This is a genomic window from Chelonobacter oris (genome assembly GCF_000772535.1).
GTDB lineage: Bacteria > Pseudomonadota > Gammaproteobacteria > Enterobacterales > Pasteurellaceae > Chelonobacter > Chelonobacter oris.
In genome coordinates, this window is record NZ_JSUM01000005.1 from 44,894 (window position 1) to 60,958 (window position 16,065).

20 protein-coding genes and 1 riboswitch are annotated in these 16,065 nt (G+C 47.1%); of the genes, 2 read left to right on the forward strand and 18 right to left on the reverse strand.

What is annotated here, in order from left to right; genetic code table 11:
* Nucleotides 1-4: 4 nt before the first annotated feature.
* The 7 genes from OA57_RS03845 to moaA all read right to left on the reverse strand — a co-directional run bounded on the left by OA57_RS03845 (nt 5) and on the right by moaA (nt 5,681).
* Nucleotides 5-1,114, reverse strand: a complete 1,110-nt coding sequence (locus tag OA57_RS03845; RefSeq protein WP_235424625.1) for a sugar phosphate isomerase/epimerase family protein — start codon at nt 1,112-1,114, stop codon at nt 5-7.
* Nucleotides 1,062-2,288: an MFS transporter gene (locus OA57_RS03850; RefSeq protein WP_034613809.1), complete on the reverse strand. Its 1,227-nt coding sequence runs from the start codon at nt 2,286-2,288 to the stop codon at nt 1,062-1,064. The genes OA57_RS03845 and OA57_RS03850 overlap by 53 nt, the downstream gene beginning before the upstream one ends.
* Before the next feature lie 114 nt (nt 2,289-2,402).
* Nucleotides 2,403-3,386: a LacI family DNA-binding transcriptional regulator gene (locus OA57_RS03855; protein WP_034613812.1), complete on the reverse strand. Its 984-nt coding sequence runs from the start codon at nt 3,384-3,386 to the stop codon at nt 2,403-2,405.
* A 74-nt stretch (nt 3,387-3,460) separates the two neighbouring features.
* On the reverse strand, nt 3,461-3,916 hold the full coding sequence (moaE, locus tag OA57_RS03860; RefSeq protein WP_034613816.1) for a molybdopterin synthase catalytic subunit MoaE: 456 nt from the start codon (nt 3,914-3,916) through the stop codon (nt 3,461-3,463).
* The gene (moaD, locus tag OA57_RS03865; RefSeq protein ID WP_034613920.1) at nt 3,917-4,162 is read right to left on the reverse strand and encodes a molybdopterin synthase sulfur carrier subunit; all 246 of its coding nucleotides are present in this window, start codon (nt 4,160-4,162) and stop codon (nt 3,917-3,919) included.
* A complete protein-coding gene (gene moaC / locus OA57_RS03870; RefSeq protein ID WP_034613819.1) occupies nt 4,162-4,647 on the reverse strand; it encodes a cyclic pyranopterin monophosphate synthase MoaC in 486 nt (161 codons plus the stop codon). The genes moaD and moaC overlap by 1 nt, the downstream gene beginning before the upstream one ends.
* 14 nt (nt 4,648-4,661) lie before the next feature.
* A complete protein-coding gene (gene moaA, locus OA57_RS03875; protein ID WP_034613821.1) occupies nt 4,662-5,681 on the reverse strand; it encodes a GTP 3',8-cyclase MoaA in 1,020 nt (339 codons plus the stop codon).
* A riboswitch (molybdenum cofactor riboswitch) is annotated at nt 5,670-5,816 on the reverse strand. It overlaps the preceding gene by 12 nt.
* A gap of 165 nt (nt 5,817-5,981) precedes the next feature.
* Between moaA and OA57_RS03880 the strand changes: the two genes are divergently transcribed.
* Entirely contained in the window at nt 5,982-6,902 is a 921-nt protein-coding gene (locus OA57_RS03880) for a gluconeogenesis factor YvcK family protein (RefSeq protein ID WP_034613823.1), read from the forward strand.
* A 93-nt stretch (nt 6,903-6,995) separates the two neighbouring features.
* On the opposite strand, the gene iscX is transcribed toward OA57_RS03880, so the two are convergent.
* The 9 genes from iscX to trmJ form a co-directional block, all read right to left on the reverse strand.
* A complete protein-coding gene (gene iscX, locus OA57_RS03885; protein WP_034613824.1) occupies nt 6,996-7,193 on the reverse strand; it encodes a Fe-S cluster assembly protein IscX in 198 nt (65 codons plus the stop codon).
* 22 nt (nt 7,194-7,215) lie between these two features.
* On the reverse strand, nt 7,216-7,554 hold the full coding sequence (gene fdx / locus OA57_RS03890; protein WP_034613826.1) for an ISC system 2Fe-2S type ferredoxin: 339 nt from the start codon (nt 7,552-7,554) through the stop codon (nt 7,216-7,218).
* A gap of 22 nt (nt 7,555-7,576) precedes the next feature.
* A complete protein-coding gene (gene hscA, locus OA57_RS03895; RefSeq protein WP_034613827.1) occupies nt 7,577-9,436 on the reverse strand; it encodes a Fe-S protein assembly chaperone HscA in 1,860 nt (619 codons plus the stop codon).
* 88 nt (nt 9,437-9,524) lie between these two features.
* A complete protein-coding gene (hscB, locus tag OA57_RS03900; protein WP_034613829.1) occupies nt 9,525-10,040 on the reverse strand; it encodes a Fe-S protein assembly co-chaperone HscB in 516 nt (171 codons plus the stop codon).
* A gap of 24 nt (nt 10,041-10,064) precedes the next feature.
* Entirely contained in the window at nt 10,065-10,388 is a 324-nt protein-coding gene (iscA, locus tag OA57_RS03905; RefSeq protein WP_034613830.1) for an iron-sulfur cluster assembly protein IscA, read from the reverse strand.
* Between the two features lie 91 nt (nt 10,389-10,479).
* Complete coding sequence (gene iscU, locus OA57_RS03910; RefSeq protein WP_034613831.1) at nt 10,480-10,863, reverse strand: Fe-S cluster assembly scaffold IscU; 384 nt, start codon at nt 10,861-10,863, stop codon at nt 10,480-10,482.
* Nucleotides 10,864-10,884: 21 nt separating this feature from the next.
* Nucleotides 10,885-12,099: an IscS subfamily cysteine desulfurase gene (locus OA57_RS03915; protein WP_034613833.1), complete on the reverse strand. Its 1,215-nt coding sequence runs from the start codon at nt 12,097-12,099 to the stop codon at nt 10,885-10,887.
* 46 nt (nt 12,100-12,145) lie between these two features.
* Nucleotides 12,146-12,622: a Fe-S cluster assembly transcriptional regulator IscR gene (gene iscR, locus OA57_RS03920; protein WP_034613835.1), complete on the reverse strand. Its 477-nt coding sequence runs from the start codon at nt 12,620-12,622 to the stop codon at nt 12,146-12,148.
* Nucleotides 12,623-12,747: 125 nt separating this feature from the next.
* Nucleotides 12,748-13,470: a tRNA (cytosine(32)/uridine(32)-2'-O)-methyltransferase TrmJ gene (trmJ, locus tag OA57_RS03925; protein WP_034613837.1), complete on the reverse strand. Its 723-nt coding sequence runs from the start codon at nt 13,468-13,470 to the stop codon at nt 12,748-12,750.
* 179 nt (nt 13,471-13,649) lie between these two features.
* On the opposite strand from trmJ, the gene suhB reads away from it, so the two are divergent.
* Nucleotides 13,650-14,453, forward strand: a complete 804-nt coding sequence (suhB, locus tag OA57_RS03930; RefSeq protein ID WP_034613838.1) for an inositol-1-monophosphatase — start codon at nt 13,650-13,652, stop codon at nt 14,451-14,453.
* A 40-nt stretch (nt 14,454-14,493) separates the two neighbouring features.
* Here the strand turns inward: suhB and mreD are convergent, their stop codons facing one another.
* Together mreD and mreC are read right to left on the reverse strand one after the other, a co-directional pair.
* Nucleotides 14,494-14,982 carry a rod shape-determining protein MreD gene (mreD, locus tag OA57_RS03935; protein WP_034613840.1) on the reverse strand — a complete coding sequence of 163 codons (489 nt, stop codon included), beginning with the start codon at nt 14,980-14,982 and terminating at the stop codon, nt 14,494-14,496.
* Nucleotides 14,982-16,031 carry a rod shape-determining protein MreC gene (gene mreC, locus OA57_RS03940; protein WP_052122360.1) on the reverse strand — a complete coding sequence of 350 codons (1,050 nt, stop codon included), beginning with the start codon at nt 16,029-16,031 and terminating at the stop codon, nt 14,982-14,984. Before mreC ends, mreD begins: the two co-directional genes overlap by 1 nt.
* Between the last annotated feature and the right edge of the window lie 34 nt (nt 16,032-16,065).

The following is a 16,065-nucleotide window of genomic DNA, read 5'->3' on the forward strand; positions in this document are numbered from 1 at the left end:
AACCTTATGTTAAACCCAACATCAATTTCGCTTGCACACTATCGTCACCCGTATCGGCAAAGTTATCGAACGGTTTTGAAGAAACGGGAATAATCTGTTTTTGAATAAATTCAGCGCCCTCTTTCGCACCAATAATCGAATCTTTCATGCAGCATTCCCATTCTAAAACTGCCCAGCCGTCATAGTCATATTGGGTTAATTTAGAAAAAATACGATTAAAATCAATCATACCGTCTCCCAAAGAACGAAATCTTCCGGCTCTCTCCGGCCAACGTTGATATCCGCCGTAGCAGCCGGATTTTCCCGAGCTGATAAATTCGGCATCTTTGACATGAAAAGCTTTAATCCGGTCATGATAAAAATCAATAAATTGCAAATAGTCCATCTGTTGTAAAAGCATATGGCTAGGATCGTACAGAATATTACAGCGCGAATGATTTCCTACTTTTTTTAAAAAGCGTTCAAAGGTAATCCCGTCATGTAAATCTTCTCCGGGATGCAATTCATAGCAGAGATCGACACCTTGCTCATCAAAGTGATCCAAAATCGGTTTCCAACATTTTGCGAGTTCGTTAAAAGCGGTGTCAATCAATTGCGCTTTATGAGGCGGCCAAGGATAGAAATACGGCCATGCCAGTGCCCCCGAAAAGGAAGCGTGGGCATTTAAACCCAATCGTCTTGATGCTACCGCGGCTTGTTTAATGACATTTATAGCCCATTCTTGACGAGCCTGACGGTTACCACGTACTTGTTCCGGTGCGAAACCGTCAAAGGCCGCATCATAAGCCGGATGAACAGCGACCAACTGCCCTTCTAAGTGAGTCGATAATTCACTGATCACTAATCCGTATTGTGCCAACAGTCCGTTGATCTCATCACAGTAAGTCTGACTTTGACTTGCCAGCGCCACATCAAAGATATGCCTGTGGTTGCAAGGAATTTGCAAGGCTTTAAATCCTAAGTCGGCCGCCCATTCGGCAAGTGTTTCCAGTTTATTGAAAGGCGCTTGTTGTTCAATAAATTGCGCCAAGAAAATACCGGGACCTTTTATTGTTTTCATCTTATTCTCCTTCTTTGTCTTTATAGTTAAAGAACACGAAGAAAATAACGGCAATTACAACCGCACTTATTGCCGGAATCCACCAGAAAGTGCGCCAAATAGACATTTCCGTCACCGCTTGATTAGCAAACATACGGTTAAACAAACCGCCCGAAATTTGAGATCCCAACAGCATACCTATGCCGTAGGTAAACAAAACCACCAAACTTTGAGCCTGAGCACGCACTCTTTCGTTTGCAACTTTATCCGTATAAATAAAGCCGACGACAAAGAAGAAGTCATAACATATACCGTGCAATAGAATGCCTAAATAAATCGCCCAACGCATATCTTCATTGACACCCAATGCAAATAAAACATAACGCAAGAACCAAGCCAGCATACCCGCCAGCAGCATATATTTCACGCCAAGACGTTTAAAGAAAAACGGGATAAGCAGCATGAAAACAATTTCAGACATTTGTCCCATCGACATTAAACTACCAATTTTTTCGAAACCGACCGCATCCAAAAATGGCGCCGCATACGCATAGTAAGTGCCGAGAGGAATCGAAATCAACGTTGCACAAATTGCAAAGATCAAGAAATGGCGAATTTTAAACAATGCAAACGCATCAACACACATTAAATCACGCATTGAGAACGGCTGACCCTTTGCCGGTGCCGGCGTATTTGGCAGAGTAAGGCTATAAATTCCCAATAGTAAAGAACAAATTGCAGCCACTTGAAAAATAAGCGGACTGCCGGAAAGATCCGCTTGGCCGATGAATAATCCGGCGACAATCCAGCCGATAGTGCCGAAAACCCGAATAATAGGGAAAGATTTTTCGCTATTTACCAAATTGTGGAAAGCAATATTATTGGTTAGAGCCACTGTCGGCATATAACAAAGCATATAGGCCAATAATGCGCTAACTAACGCGCTCCCTTGACCGGCAACAAGTAAATCCGGGATAAACCATAAAATAGCGGCACCGATTAAGTGTAAAATCGCAAGCACTTTTTCCGACGGGAAAAATCTATCGACCAACATGCCTAAAATGAATGGGGAAATAATGGAGGCGATAGGCCCCATCGAAAATGCATCGCCGATTAATGTACTGAGGTCATATTTCGTCATGACTATACCTAACGTCACAGACCATGAGCCCCAGATAAAGAACTCCATAAACATCATCAACGATAATCTAGGCACAATAAATGCCGGCAGTTTTACGCTGTTATTCATACCATCCTCCAAAAAAGTAATCGATTACAATTAAGTAAAAACCTAAAGTAATCGATTACTTTTAATCTAAAAAGTGCTTTTTCTGTGATTTGAGATATCCATCACAAAAATTGTCTAGCTAGACTGACGTTGAATGAATTGCCAAGGCAGTAAATAATGGACAACGTCTAAGGCATTATCCGATTCGATCTGTGATAACAAAAGGGACACGGCTTTCCTGCCGATGTCTTCATTGGGTTGTTGGATAGTTGTCAGAGGTGGGACGGTTATTTGGCTGATATCAACACCGTCAAATCCGATCAAGGCAATATCTTGAGGAATTGAAAATCCGGATTCGGTGACGGCATTGACGGCACCCGCCGCCAACACATCAGAAATAGCAAAAATAGCATCGGGTCGTTCTGCATTTTTCAATAGCGATAATGCCGCTTTTTTACCGGATAAATAGCTGAGCGTATCGGCATAAACAATTGTACGATAAGATAAACCGTGATGAGCCAATCGGTTAAGATAACCTTGTTCGCGATGTTGGGAATATTGATAAGCCAAATCATGATTGATAAGCGCAATGCGTTTTTTCCCTGACTCAACCAGTTTATCGATAACAAATTCTGCGGCTGCCGTATCATCAATACTCACTGAAAAAACAGATGATTCGGGATCATATTCGGCACACTGTACCCAAGGAAATGCGCCGATAATCTTTTGCAATTCGGGTAATTCCGAAACGGCGTCCATCGTAATCACACCGTCAACCATTTTGCCCGATAGCAATTGTAAACATGAACGAGAGCGAGCAAAATCGGATTCCGTATTACATAATAAAATACGATAGCCGTTCTTCTCGGCTTCTTTCTCCACCCCTTTTACAACGGCGGCACAAAACGGATTTGCAATATTGGATACCATCACTAAAAGCATACCGGTTCGCGCCGTCCGCAATTGTCGAGCCAATAGGTTCGGCTGATAGTTTAGCGCTGCAATTGCCGCCAATACTTTCTCTTTATTTTGCGCTTTTACTGAGGGTAAATCATTGAGGACTCTTGAAACGGTCGCAACAGAAACGCCGGCCAACTTTGCTATTCTTTGAACGGACATGATTTTCTCATTATGATATAAGTATTCGAATTCAATCGGGTAGGCACGATTCTATAGAATTTTTTCACTTGTATCTACCACTTCCCTGCCGCCTGTTTATCGCTGTCCCGTTCTTCAATCCAGCGTTCCCCTCTGTCGGTGAGTTCTTTTTTCCAGAATGGCGCTCGGGTTTTCAAATAGTCCATAATAAATTCGTTGGCTTGGTAAGCATTGCCTCGGTGCGCCGAACTGACGCCGACCAACACAATTTCATCACCGGTTTGCAGCTTGCCGACACGATGAATCAATTCCACCCGTTGCAATTCCCAACGTCGGCACGCCTCTGCGACTATTTCATGCAAGGCTTTTTCCGTCATCGCCGGATAATGTTCCAGATATAAGGTTTGTACACTGTCGCCCAAATTCATTTCCCGCACCTTGCCGATAAACAACACCACGGCGCCACTGGATTTAGGCTCGGAAAGCCATTGATAAACCGCACTTTGATCAAACGCTTCGGTTTGTACCGCAATTCGGATCTCGCTTTCCATTTAACCTCCGGTTACCGGCGGAAAAAAGGCCACTTCATCACCATCGTGAATCGGGCTGTCTAACGGCACTAAGCTTTGGTTAATCGCCACCAACAATTTACCGCGTTGTAACGCCAACGCCCACTTTTCCCCCTTCGCCGCTAAATGTCGGCGCAAGGCTTCTGCGCTGGCAAATTCCGCTTCAAGCTGTAATTCGTCGGTATCAATCAGTTCTCTGACTTGCGCAAAAAACAAAACGTTAATCATCATTGATTCCCCTCGATCGAGAAGTCGCCCGATTTGCCGCCGCTTTTGCTCAATAACCGCACTTGCTCGATCACGATATCTTTTTGCACCGCTTTACACATATCGTAAATCGTCAACGCCGCAACCGATGCGGCGGTCAACGCTTCCATTTCAACGCCGGTTTTCCCGCTTAAACGGCACAGGCTTTCGATCCGCACTTGGCCGGTTTGCACAAGTGCGGTCAGCTTGACTTCCACTTTCGTCAGCAATAACGGGTGACACAATGGGATTAACTCCCATGTGCGTTTTGCCGCCTGAATACCGGCAATTCGTGCGGTGGCAAAAACATCGCCTTTATGATGTTCACCGGATAAAATCATGTTCAACGTCTGCGCCGACATGCTCACTAAGGCTTCCGCCCTGGCTTCACGCACGGTTTCAGCCTTGTTGCCGACATCCACCATATTGGCTTCGCCGTTACTGTTGATATGGGTAAATTGCTGCATAAAATCCCTTTAAATTAACCGCCGATAGACGCCAAGTGCGGTCGCACACCGCTGTCGCCCTGATGTAAATAATGATGTTCACGCTTTTGCTGCAAGGCGGAGAACAGCCGTGTCTGTAGCGGCGCCTGTTGCCAATCGTGCTGTAACAAATCACGAATATCCGTTCCCTCTTCCCCGAACAGGCAGAGGTGCAATTGCCCTTTTGCCGACACCCGCAAACGGTTGCAATCGGCACAAAAATCTTTCGAATACGGCATAATCAGCCCGATAGCGCCTTGATAATCCGGGTGTTTAAAAACATTGGCAGGGCCGTCGGTTTTTGCTCTGGCTTGCAAACGCCAACCGTTTTGCAACAGCTTCTCCATCAACACCGAACCGGGCAAATGATGGCGCCGGAAGAAATGATCCATTTCACCGGTTTGCATTAATTCGATAAAGCGCATTTCAATCGGTCGATCTTTAATCCACGTTAAAAATGCGGTGAAATCCTGATCGTTCAACCCTTTCATCAATACTGAATTAACCTTAATCCGTTGATAACCGATTTCAAACGCCTTATCAATTCCCGCCATCACTTGATGGAACAGATTTTCACCGGTGATTTGCCGAAACATCTTCGGATCAAGGCTGTCCACGCTGACATTGATCGCATCCAGTCCTGCGGCTTGCCAGTCCGCCACCGATTTTGCCATTCGATAGCCGTTTGTAGTCAGCGCAATCTGTTGGATTTTATCGTTCGCCCGTACCGTTTCGATAATTCGGGTAAAATCTTTGCGCAATGTCGGCTCGCCGCCGGTCAAACGCACTTTTTGCGTTCCCATTGCGGCAAATGCATTGATCAAACGGCGAATTTCACTCAAGGTTAAAAATGACGGTTTATCCGCCTCGGGACGATAACCGTCAGGCAGACAATAGTTACATTTGAAATTGCAAACATCGGTTACGGATAATCGTAAATAGTGATATTTGCGCCGGAAACGATCGATCAACACTTGCGGTTCATCGATCAAATGAATCGGAATAGTTTGCTGCATTCTGACACCTTTCTAAGCACGAGCGGATAAACCGTTTCCAGTGTATCCGGCGTAGCACGAATCATTCATGCTAACAGGCTTGCCGCCATATTAAAAATTAACGTAGGCGCAACAAGCTCGGAGTAATATGCGTTTGTGAATAAATCAGCGTAATTCTAGCATTATCATTAACAAGCGCAATCCCTCGGACAGCGTAATTGCGGCTATTTTCTACATTTGTGATCTCATCACGTTTCCAAGTGCGGTTATTTAGCGGATAATGCCTAAACAACGCTAAAAAATCAATCATCCGGGCACTGCATGAATTATCATATCAATCACCTGCCTTATCTGGCGCAATTACAGCACGTGGTTGCGCTTGGCGGCGGTCATGGTTTGGGACGTTTAATGTCCTCGCTGGGCTTTTTGAAAGCACGCCTAACCGGCATTGTCACCACCACCGACAACGGCGGCTCCACCGGGCGAATCCGCTTGCAGCACGGCGGCATCGCATGGGGGGATTTACGTAACTGCATCAATCAAATGATCACTGAACCCAGCACTGCATCCGCCCTGTTTGAATATCGTTTCAGCGGACAAGGCGACTTAGCCGGACACAATCTCGGTAATTTGATGCTGAAAGCATTGGAGGATATGAAAATCCGTCCACTGGAAGGCGTCAACCTAATCCGCTCTTTATTACGGGTAACTTCCCATTTAATCCCGATGTCGGAAACGCCGGTTCATCTCGGGGCAAAACTGCACTCCGGCGCCACCGTTGTCGGAGAAGTCAATATAGACAAGCTCAACGAATTGCCAAAACGCCTGTTTCTGATTCCACAGGTCAGCGCCACGCCGGAAGCAGTCAAAGCGTTGCAACAGGCCGAACTGATTTTACTGGGGCCGGGCAGTTTCTTGACCAGCATTATGCCGCCGCTGCTGTTGCCGGAAGTCACCGAGGCGTTGGCGCATTCCCGTGCCAAAATCCTCTTTATCGACAATCTCGGGGTGGAACACAGCCCGGCGGCCGCTTTATCCTTGGCGAATCGCATCGACTGGATTGAGCAACGTATCGGCACAAGTGCGGTTGACGGTATCATCACCTATCCTGATGCGGATTATTACAGCCTTGGCGAGAAAAAAATTCTGGCACAAAAACTCAATGATGATGATATTACCTACCGCCACAATCGCACACTGCTGTGCCAAAGCATTGATCGGATACTGGCGCAATTTTGCTAGCAAACGCCGACTAAAAAACCGAATTCTGTCGAAACAAAATTCGGTTTTTAACTATCTCAAGCATCGTGACCGCACTTTATCGATTGTTATCCTCTAGTCGTCATACTCGTCAAGCCAGTGTAATAAAATCGCTTCGAGGATTTTTTCGTTTGATTTTTGCGGATCATCATCAAACGCCTCTAAATTGCAAATCCAGCCGTGCATATCGGTAAAGCGGACAGTTTTCGGATCGGTATCCGGATACTGATCATATAATGCCCAAGCGATTTCTTGCGAATCCTGCCATTTCATACTGCCGCCCCCACTTATTCAATTAGTGCTCTTCACGCGCATGATTAATGGTATAACGCGGAATATCGATCACCAAATCATCGTTGCCGACCACCGCCTGACAGCTCAAACGGCTTTCCATTTCCAGCCCCCACGCCTTATCCAGCAAGTCTTCTTCCAAATCGGAACTGTCGTTTAATGAATCAAACCCTTCACGCACCACCACATGGCAGGTGGTACAGGCACATGATTTTTCACAAGCATGTTCGATTTCAATCCCGGCATTCAGCGCCGCATCCAGAATACTCTCTCCGGTTTGCGCCTCGACCACCATTCCCTCCGGACATAAACTCTCATGGGGAAGAAAAATTAATTTTGGCATTTTTTATCCTTTTTTCTCATTTCTAACGATTTTCAATTTCACTGATACTGTGCCCTTGCAACACACTGCGAACCGATTTGTCCATTCGGCGGGCGGCAAACTCACGGGTAACGGTATCCAGCTGTTTAATTCCCTGTTTGATTACATCACTGTCTTGTTCACGAATAGCGTGCTGCAACGCCTCAATTTGTACTCGGATCACAGCCTGTTCTTCGTCTGACAGCAAATCACCGTCCAACTTCAACGCCTCTTCCACGCCCTCAATCACTCGTGCGGCTTCCACACGCTGTTCCGCCAAACGACGCGCCCGAATATCCCGATCCGCATTCTCGATCGAGGCATGGATCATATCGCGGATCTCGCCGTCGCTCAGTCCGTAAGACGGTTTAACCTGAATAGACGCCTGCACTTTGCTGGATTTTTCCATGGCGGTAACGCTCAATAAGCCGTCGGCATCAACTTGATAAGTCACCCGAATATGTGCCGCACCGGCCACCATCGGCGGAATACCGCGCAAGGTAAAACGGGCAAGTGACCGGCAATCGGCAACCATTTCCCGTTCGCCTTGTACAATATGCACCGTCATCGCCGTTTGTCCGTCTTTAAACGTGGTAAACTCTTGCGCTCTGGCCGCCGGAATCGTAGTGTTGCGAGGAATGATTTTTTCAACCAGTCCGCCCATGGTTTCGATTCCGAGCGATAATGGGGTGACATCAAGCAACAACATATCGGAATCGGATTTATTTCCTACCAAAATATCGGCCTGAATCGCCGCGCCCAGCGCCACCACCTTATCAGGGTCAATAGAGGTCAACGGTGTTCTGCCGAAAAACGCCCCGACCTGCCGCCGAATCAGCGGCACTCGGGTCGATCCGCCGACCATCACCACTTGAAGCACTTCATCCGAACCGACCTGAGCATCTTTTAGCGCACGACGGCAGGCAATCAATGAGCGTTTCACCAAGGGTTGAATCAGTTGTTCAAACTGCTCGCGGTGAATTTCACCCCGCCACTGTTTAAATTCAATACCGACAACAGATTGTCCACTTAATTTTACTTTAGTTGCAATCGCGGTTTCCAATAGTTGCCGACGCTCAATGTTATCGGCGACAACAATGCCTGATTGCCGTGCAATCCATTCTGCCAGCAGATGATCAAAATCATCACCGCCAAGTGCGGTATCACCGCCGGTCGCCAATACTTCAAACACCCCTTTCGACAAGCGAAGAATGGATATATCAAAGGTTCCGCCGCCCAAATCATAAACTGCAATCACGCCTTCCTGACCGGAATCCAGCCCATAGGCAATGGCGGCGGCAGTCGGTTCGTTCAGTAAGCGCAACACCTGCAAGCCTGCCAAGCGGGCGGCGTCTTTAGTCGATTGTCGCTGGGCATCGTCAAAATAAGCGGGAACGGTAATCACCGCTCCGGACAATTCTCCCCCTAAACGTGCTTCTGCCAAGTGGTTTAATTTTTTTAGGATCTCGGCTGAAATCTGTACCGGGCTAAAATTACCCTGCACGGTTTCAATAAGCGGCAAACCGTTATCACTCGTCTGAAAACCGTAAGGCAGATTGGGATACCGCTGCCGCACATCCGCCAAACTGCGGCCGATAAGACGCTTGACCGAAATCACGGTCTGCTGTGGTTCGGCGGCGGCTTGTGCCAGAGCGTCATCACCCACCAACACTGCACCAACGGACGGATAATGGACAACGGAAGGAATCAGCTCGCTGCCGTTTACGTCCGATAAAATTTCACTGCTTCCGTTGCGCACGGTCGCCAGTAAAGAATTGGTCGTTCCCAAATCGATTCCCACGGCTAATCGGTGCTGATGCGGGGCTGCCGTTTGTCCCGGTTCGGCAATTTGTAATAATGCCATTTTTATCTTCCGTTCAAGTAAATTCGTATTAAAACAAAAAGCCAATAGACGGGTTAGGGTATATCCCGTTTATCGGCATTCTAACGCGCTAGGCAAACAACCGATCTTCGATTTGTTCGACTTCCTGCAAAAATTTTTCAACAAATTTCAAGCGATCAATATGCAGTTTTAAACTGCACCAGTCCGCCTGCCGAATTGCAGTTTCAATCGCCTGCAATTGTTGTTTGTGCAAGTCGTCGGCTTTATCCCGCAATGTCGAAATTTCGTCTTCCTGTCCGCCGCAAGCCGCTGCTTCCAAATCTTCACGCAACAGTAACTGTTGCATTAAAAACTCGGTGTCATGCACGGTTTCTTCCGGATTCAAATTCTCGCTCAGCTGTAATTGTAAAATCGCTTCCGCACGCCGCCGAGGATTTTTTAATATTTGATAGGCATCATTGATCTGCGCCGCTTTTTGCACGGCTTCCCGCTGTTGCTGCGCCGATTGAGCGGCAAAATTATCCGGATGATACTGTTTTTGCAGCGCTAAATAACGGCTCGATAAAAGTGCGGTATCCAATGTAAACTCAGTGTCCAAACCGAACAACGCAAATGGGTTTTGCATGATGATATCCTTACTCGACCGCACTTATACGGTAAAACTTTCGCCGCAGCCGCACTCGTCTTTTTTATTCGGATTGTGGAATTTAAATCCTTCGTTCAATCCTTCCTTAACAAAATCCAGTTCGGTACCTTGCAGATAAACCAGACTTTTGCTGTCGACAATCACGTTGACGCCGTGCTGCTCGAACACCTGATCGTCTTCGTTCATCTCATCAACAAACTCTAATACATAGGCTAATCCCGAACAGCCCGATGTTTTGACGCCCAAACGCAAGCCCAAGCCTTTACCGCGGTTTTGCAGAAAAGTCCGCACACGGTTGGCCGCACTTTCGGTTAAACTGACACCCATGACGAGCTCCTTATATTTTTAACATTAAACCAAATCGACACTCAAAAAGAGAAAATCCCCGCTTCGAATCCGATTCGAAACAGGGGGAATATTATTTGTTATTTTTTGCTTTATAGTCGGCAATGGCGGCTTTAATCGCATCTTCCGCCAAAATGGAACAGTGAACCTTAACCGGCGGCAGCTCCAATTCTTCCGCAATCTGACTGTTTTTAATCGATCCCGCTTCGTCCAGAGATTTGCCTTTCACCCATTCGGTGATAAGCGAGCTGGATGCAATGGCAGAGCCGCAACCGTAGGTTTTAAAACGGGCGTCTTCGATAATGCCGTTGTCGTCAACTTTGATTTGCAGCTGCATCACATCGCCGCAGGCCGGTGCGCCCACCATGCCGCTGCCTACATTTTGCTCTTTCTTGTCGAAAGCGCCTACATTACGAGGATTCTCATAATGATCAATTACTTTTTCGCTATATGCCATGTTATTTCTCCTATTGCGCGATTAGTGGGCAGTCCACTGCACGGTGTTCAAATCAATTCCTTCTTTAAACATATCCCATAACGGGGACAGTTCACGCAGTTTACCGACTGCTTTTTTCACTAATTCAATAGTGTAGTCCACTTCTTCTTCGGTGGTGTAACGACCGATAGAGAAACGAATCGAACTGTGCGCCAATTCATCGTTCAATCCTAACGCACGCAAGACATAAGACGGTTCCAAGCTGGCGGAAGTACAAGCCGAACCGGAAGAAACCGCAATATCGCTCAGCGCCATCATCAACGATTCCCCTTCAACATAGTTGAAGCTGATATTCAGGTTGCCGGCGACACGCTGCTGCAACGAGCCGTTGACATGCACTTCTTCAATACCTTTCAAACCGTTATACAATCTGTCACGCAACGCTTGAATGCGTGGAATTTCTGTCGCCATCTCTTCCTTGCAAATACGGTAAGCTTCGCCCATACCAACGATTTGATGCACCGGCAATGTACCGGAACGCATACCGCGCTCATGACCGCCTCCGTGTACCATCGCTTCGATCCGCACGCGCGGTTTACGGCGTACATACAAGCCGCCGATGCCTTTCGGTCCGTAGAGTTTATGGCCGGAAAACGACATCAAATCCACTTTTAATCGGCTTAAATCAATTTCAACTTTGCCGACGCTTTGGGTGGCATCGGTGTGGAACAATACTTTCTTGGCACGACACAGTTCGCCGATTTTTTCAATATCCTGAATCACGCCGATTTCGTTGTTGACGTGCATGATGGAAACCAGAATAGTATCGTCCCGCATGGCCGCTTCCAGTTTAGCCAAGTCAATCAATCCGTCCGCTTCCGGTTCAAGATAAGTCACTTCAAATCCTTCACGCTCTAATTGACGACAGGTATCGAGCACCGCTTTATGTTCGGTTTTACAAGTGATAATGTGTTTACCTTTGGTTTGGTAAAAATGTGCCGCCCCTTTAATCGCCAAATTATCGGATTCCGTCGCCCCGGAGGTAAACACAATCTCTCTGGAATCCGCCCCGATTAAATCGGCGATATGATTACGGGCGATATCCACCGCCTCTTCCGCCTGCCAGCCGAAACGGTGCGAACGGGAGGCCGGATTGCCGAAAATGCCGTCATAGGTCATAAATTCCATCATTTTTTTAGCCACTCGTTCGTCCACCGGACAAGTTGCCGCGTAATCCAAATAAATTGGTAATTTCATTTTCACTCCTGAAAAATTAACAATATCAACCGCACTTTGTTTTTCATTAGGCACGATTAATGACTTGAAAGGCTTGTTGCTCCAAATGCTTTTTTAAAGCGCTGCGCTGCGTCTGCTTGTTGACCAAATCGGCAATCGTAATGCCGTTCAAAAACTCCTCGATTTCCTCACTTAACTGCTCCCACAAAGAGTGAGTTAAACAGGTAATTCCGCCCTGGCAATTGCCTTTTCCCTTACATTTGGTCGCCGAGATGTTTTCATTCACCGCCGCAATAATCATACCGATCGCAATTTTCTCAATCGGCATACCTAATAAATAACCACCGCCGGGGCCTCGTACACTTTTCACCAAACCGAAACGACGCAATTTGGCAAACAATTGCTCCAAATAAGACAGTGAAATTTGCTGACGCTCTGAAATTTCAGCCAACGTAATCGGCATCTCAATTTCACCGCGTTGCGAATTGAGCGCGATGTCCAACATTGCCGTCACGGCGTACCGCCCTTTTGATGTCAATTTCATGTCTGTTCCTCAACGATAACCTGATAGGGTGAATTTTTTCATACCAGACTATTTTAGTCAACTTTAAACCCGACTATTTTTGTATGTTTTTGTCTATCATAGCAACAAGTCAGATCATTATTCGGCTAACCGCACTTTTTCTTAACGGCACTCAACATGCCCTGCAAAATATTGAGCTCGTTTTTCCGCAAGTCGGCACGGGCATACAAACGGCGCAATTTCGGCATCACACCATTGTTTTTAATAAAATCCAGCCGGCGATAAAGCTGTTCGGTTTGGTTAAAGAAAAATTCCAGCTCCTGCTGTAGCGGCTTTTCAGCGGCTTCCGCCACAAGTGCGGTTTGCGGCTGTTGCTCGAATGCCAACATTGCCATTCGAATTTCATAACTGACCAACTGCACCGCCATTGCCAGATTTAATGAAGCGTAATCCGGGTTGGCCGGAATCGAAAGGTGAAAACCGCACTTCAGTAATTCCTCATTGGTCAATCCGACACGTTCTCGCCCAAACACAATCGCTACCTTTGCGCCTGCCTGAGCATACTGTAGCGCTTGCCCGCCACAGGCGCGCGGCTCAATCGACGGAATCGACAAATGACGACTGCGCGCACTGGTGCCGATCACGAGTGAACAATCCGCCACCGCCTGATCGAAGCTGTCCACCACAACCGCACTTTGCACAATATCGTCCGCACCGGCGGCAAGTGCGGTTGCCTGCTCGTCCGGCAGCACTTTCGGCGCCACCAAATACAGTGACGACAGCCCCATGGTTTTCATCGCTCTGGCGGCAGAACCGATATTGCCGGTGTGAGAGGTTTCGATCAGTACGATACGAATATTTTGCAACACGATAGCTTCCTTACCTGTAGATTCGACCCATAGTATAGCATAATACCCGACTGTTTTTGTGCGTTATTTCAAGTAAAATTACCTCGCAATTTCGGGCTGAATTCCTTATAATGCGCCGAGTTTTGTTTCACATAACAAAATTATCCCTTTTATTTTGTTCTTTAAAATCCGGTGGAATTATGAATCCAATGTTAAATATCGCCATTCGTGCCGCACGAAGAGCGGGCAATATTATTGCCAAAGGCTACGAACGTCCTGAAAGTATCGAAACTGCAAACAAACGCCCCAATGATTATGTCACCAATATCGACAAGGCAGCTGAAGAGGCGGTGATTGAAATCATCAGAAAATCCTACCCCGACCACACAATTATCGGTGAGGAAAGCGGTGCGCTTGAAGGCGAAAACAAAAATGTACAATGGATTATCGATCCGCTAGACGGAACAACCAACTTCGTCAAATCTTTCCCGCACTTTGCGGTTTCCATTGCTATCCGTGAAAACGGCCGTACTGAAGTCGGCGTGGTTTATGATCCGATTCGCAACGAATTGTTCACGGCTGTACGTGGTGAAGGCGCCAAATTAAACGATACCCGTCTGCGTGTGGAAAACCGCCGTGATTTGGACGGTGCAATTTTGGCAACCGGCTTCCCGTTCAAAGCCAAACAACATATGCCTGCCCATTTGAATATTATCGGTGCGTTGATTGAAGATGCCGCAGATTTCCGCCGCAGCGGTTCTGCCGCGCTGGATCTGGCTTATGTCGCCGCTAATCGTGTCGACGGCTATTTTGAAATCGGTCTGAAACCTTGGGATTCCGCCGCCGGCGATTTACTCGTGCGTGAAGCCGGCGGTATCGTCACCGACTTTAGCGGTGGCCATAACTATTTGAAATCAGGCAATATCGTGGCGGCTTCGCCGCGTGTCGCCAAAGCGATTTTAACCAAAATCCAACCGCACTTGACCGATACGCTGAAAAACTAATCAATACAAAACGGGGTGAAATCCATTCACCCTGTTCAATTCATCTCAAATGAAACTTACGCCGCAATGTCCGCAGCAATAAAAAGACCCACGGCCATAAAACCCCGCTGATCACCGCACCGATCAATTCCTGCGAATTAAAACGGGCACTGTGCATAAACAGCTCGATCAGGAAGATAATAATATGGATCGTCACCACCGAAACAATCACCAAAATACTTTGCAGCCACAGCGACAAATTGCGTAATACCAGATGGTTGGAGGCAATCAGGTAGGCAAACAACGATAATACCAATGCGTGTACGCCTAAAATCGAGCCGAGACTCAAATCCCAAATCAAGCCGACGACGAACGCCCAACCGATACTGATTTTATTCGGAATCGCCAGCACCCAATAAAGTAATACCAACACCAGCCAAGACGGTCTGAATCCCTGAAACTCGGATGACCAAGGAGTAATTTCCATCACCAGCGCAACCAGAAAAGTGCAGGCAACCATTAATGACTGAATCAGCCAATTTCCGCGCATTATTGATCACCTCCGGTTAAAGAATCCTGTTGCTGCTGATTGGCATCGGCCGGTTCCGGCTCTGTTTGACCTATGGCATTATCCTCTTCCTGATTAGGATTAATCGTCTCTTTGATATTTCTACCCGCATTACTCGGTGTCAACAATTCGTCCTGTCGGGTAGAAAGACGCTGTCTGACGGCATTACGTACATCTTCCGGTGAAAGCGATTGCGCGCGGTGCAGTTCGTCGTTGATCGGCCACAGCAACAACAGATAACGCAGCCGCTCCAGTGACGCCAACGGTTTTGCGGTGATCACCGCAAAATAATTTTGTTTGTCGGTGGAAACCGAATCGACAATCGCAACCGGATAGCCTTCCGGAAAACGTCCGCCCAAACCGGAGGTTACCAAGAGATCACCTTGAACAATATCAACCGAATGCGGCACGTTATCCAACTGTAATTCATCGCCTCTGCCTGTGCCGCTGGCAATCAAACGCACGTCATTGCGCAACACTTGCAGCGGAATCGAATGGGTAACATCCGTGATTAACAAAACCCGACTGGTATTCGCGCCGACTGACGTCACCTGTCCGACCACGCCTTTTTCATCGATCACCGGCTGGCCGACAAATACGCCGTCACGACTGCCTTGATTAATCACCACTTGCTGACGATAAATATCGGTTTCTGCGGTTAAGACTTCCGCAATTTTTTTATATTCGTCATAACGCAACGGGGAATTGAGCAACAAGCGCAAACGCTGGTTTTCCACTTTCAGCTGATCCAGCAGCAACAAATCCGCATTTTTTTCACGCAATTGCGCTTTCAACACTCGGTTTTCAATCTGTAATTTAGACGTATCCGCTAAATTATCGGAAACCCCGTCCAGCACAGAACGGGGAATATTGGCAAAATAGAAGATGCCGCTGATGGACGTTTCCATCAGGCTGCGCAGTTGGATCATGCCGCTGTTGCGCCCGTCGCCGATCATCAACAGAACAGACGCTACAATCGCCATAATTAAACGGATTCCTAAAGGGGGAGCTTTAGAAAAAATAGGTTTCATGCCGTTACGCTTAAAAAAGTTGCGGTTTTAACAT

Bases quoted from the DNA above. Each gene is read 5' to 3' on its own strand.
- OA57_RS03855 (WP_034613812.1), bottom strand. From the start codon at position 3,386: ATGTCCGTTCAAAGAATAGCAAAGTTGGCCGGCGTTTCTGTTGCGACC.
- OA57_RS03915 (WP_034613833.1), bottom strand. From the start codon at position 12,099: ATGAAATTACCAATTTATTTGGATTACGCGGCAACTTGTCCGGTGGAC.
- OA57_RS03880 (WP_034613823.1), top strand. From the start codon at position 5,982: ATGAATTATCATATCAATCACCTGCCTTATCTGGCGCAATTACAGCAC.
- hscA (WP_034613827.1), bottom strand. From the start codon at position 9,436: ATGGCATTATTACAAATTGCCGAACCGGGACAAACGGCAGCCCCGCAT.
- iscX (WP_034613824.1), bottom strand. From the start codon at position 7,193: ATGAAATGGCAGGATTCGCAAGAAATCGCTTGGGCATTATATGATCAG.
- suhB (WP_034613838.1), top strand. From the start codon at position 13,650: ATGAATCCAATGTTAAATATCGCCATTCGTGCCGCACGAAGAGCGGGC.
- moaA (WP_034613821.1), bottom strand. From the start codon at position 5,681: ATGCAGCAAACTATTCCGATTCATTTGATCGATGAACCGCAAGTGTTG.
- fdx (WP_034613826.1), bottom strand. From the start codon at position 7,554: ATGCCAAAATTAATTTTTCTTCCCCATGAGAGTTTATGTCCGGAGGGA.
- mreD (WP_034613840.1), bottom strand. From the start codon at position 14,982: ATGCGCGGAAATTGGCTGATTCAGTCATTAATGGTTGCCTGCACTTTT.
- moaE (WP_034613816.1), bottom strand. From the start codon at position 3,916: ATGGAAAGCGAGATCCGAATTGCGGTACAAACCGAAGCGTTTGATCAA.
- OA57_RS03850 (WP_034613809.1), bottom strand. From the start codon at position 2,288: ATGAATAACAGCGTAAAACTGCCGGCATTTATTGTGCCTAGATTATCG.
- moaD (WP_034613920.1), bottom strand. From the start codon at position 4,162: ATGATTAACGTTTTGTTTTTTGCGCAAGTCAGAGAACTGATTGATACC.
- mreC (WP_052122360.1), bottom strand. From the start codon at position 16,031: ATGAAACCTATTTTTTCTAAAGCTCCCCCTTTAGGAATCCGTTTAATT.
- moaC (WP_034613819.1), bottom strand. From the start codon at position 4,647: ATGCAGCAATTTACCCATATCAACAGTAACGGCGAAGCCAATATGGTG.
- iscA (WP_034613830.1), bottom strand. From the start codon at position 10,388: ATGGGTGTCAGTTTAACCGAAAGTGCGGCCAACCGTGTGCGGACTTTT.
- hscB (WP_034613829.1), bottom strand. From the start codon at position 10,040: ATGCAAAACCCATTTGCGTTGTTCGGTTTGGACACTGAGTTTACATTG.
- iscU (WP_034613831.1), bottom strand. From the start codon at position 10,863: ATGGCATATAGCGAAAAAGTAATTGATCATTATGAGAATCCTCGTAAT.
- iscR (WP_034613835.1), bottom strand. From the start codon at position 12,622: ATGAAATTGACATCAAAAGGGCGGTACGCCGTGACGGCAATGTTGGAC.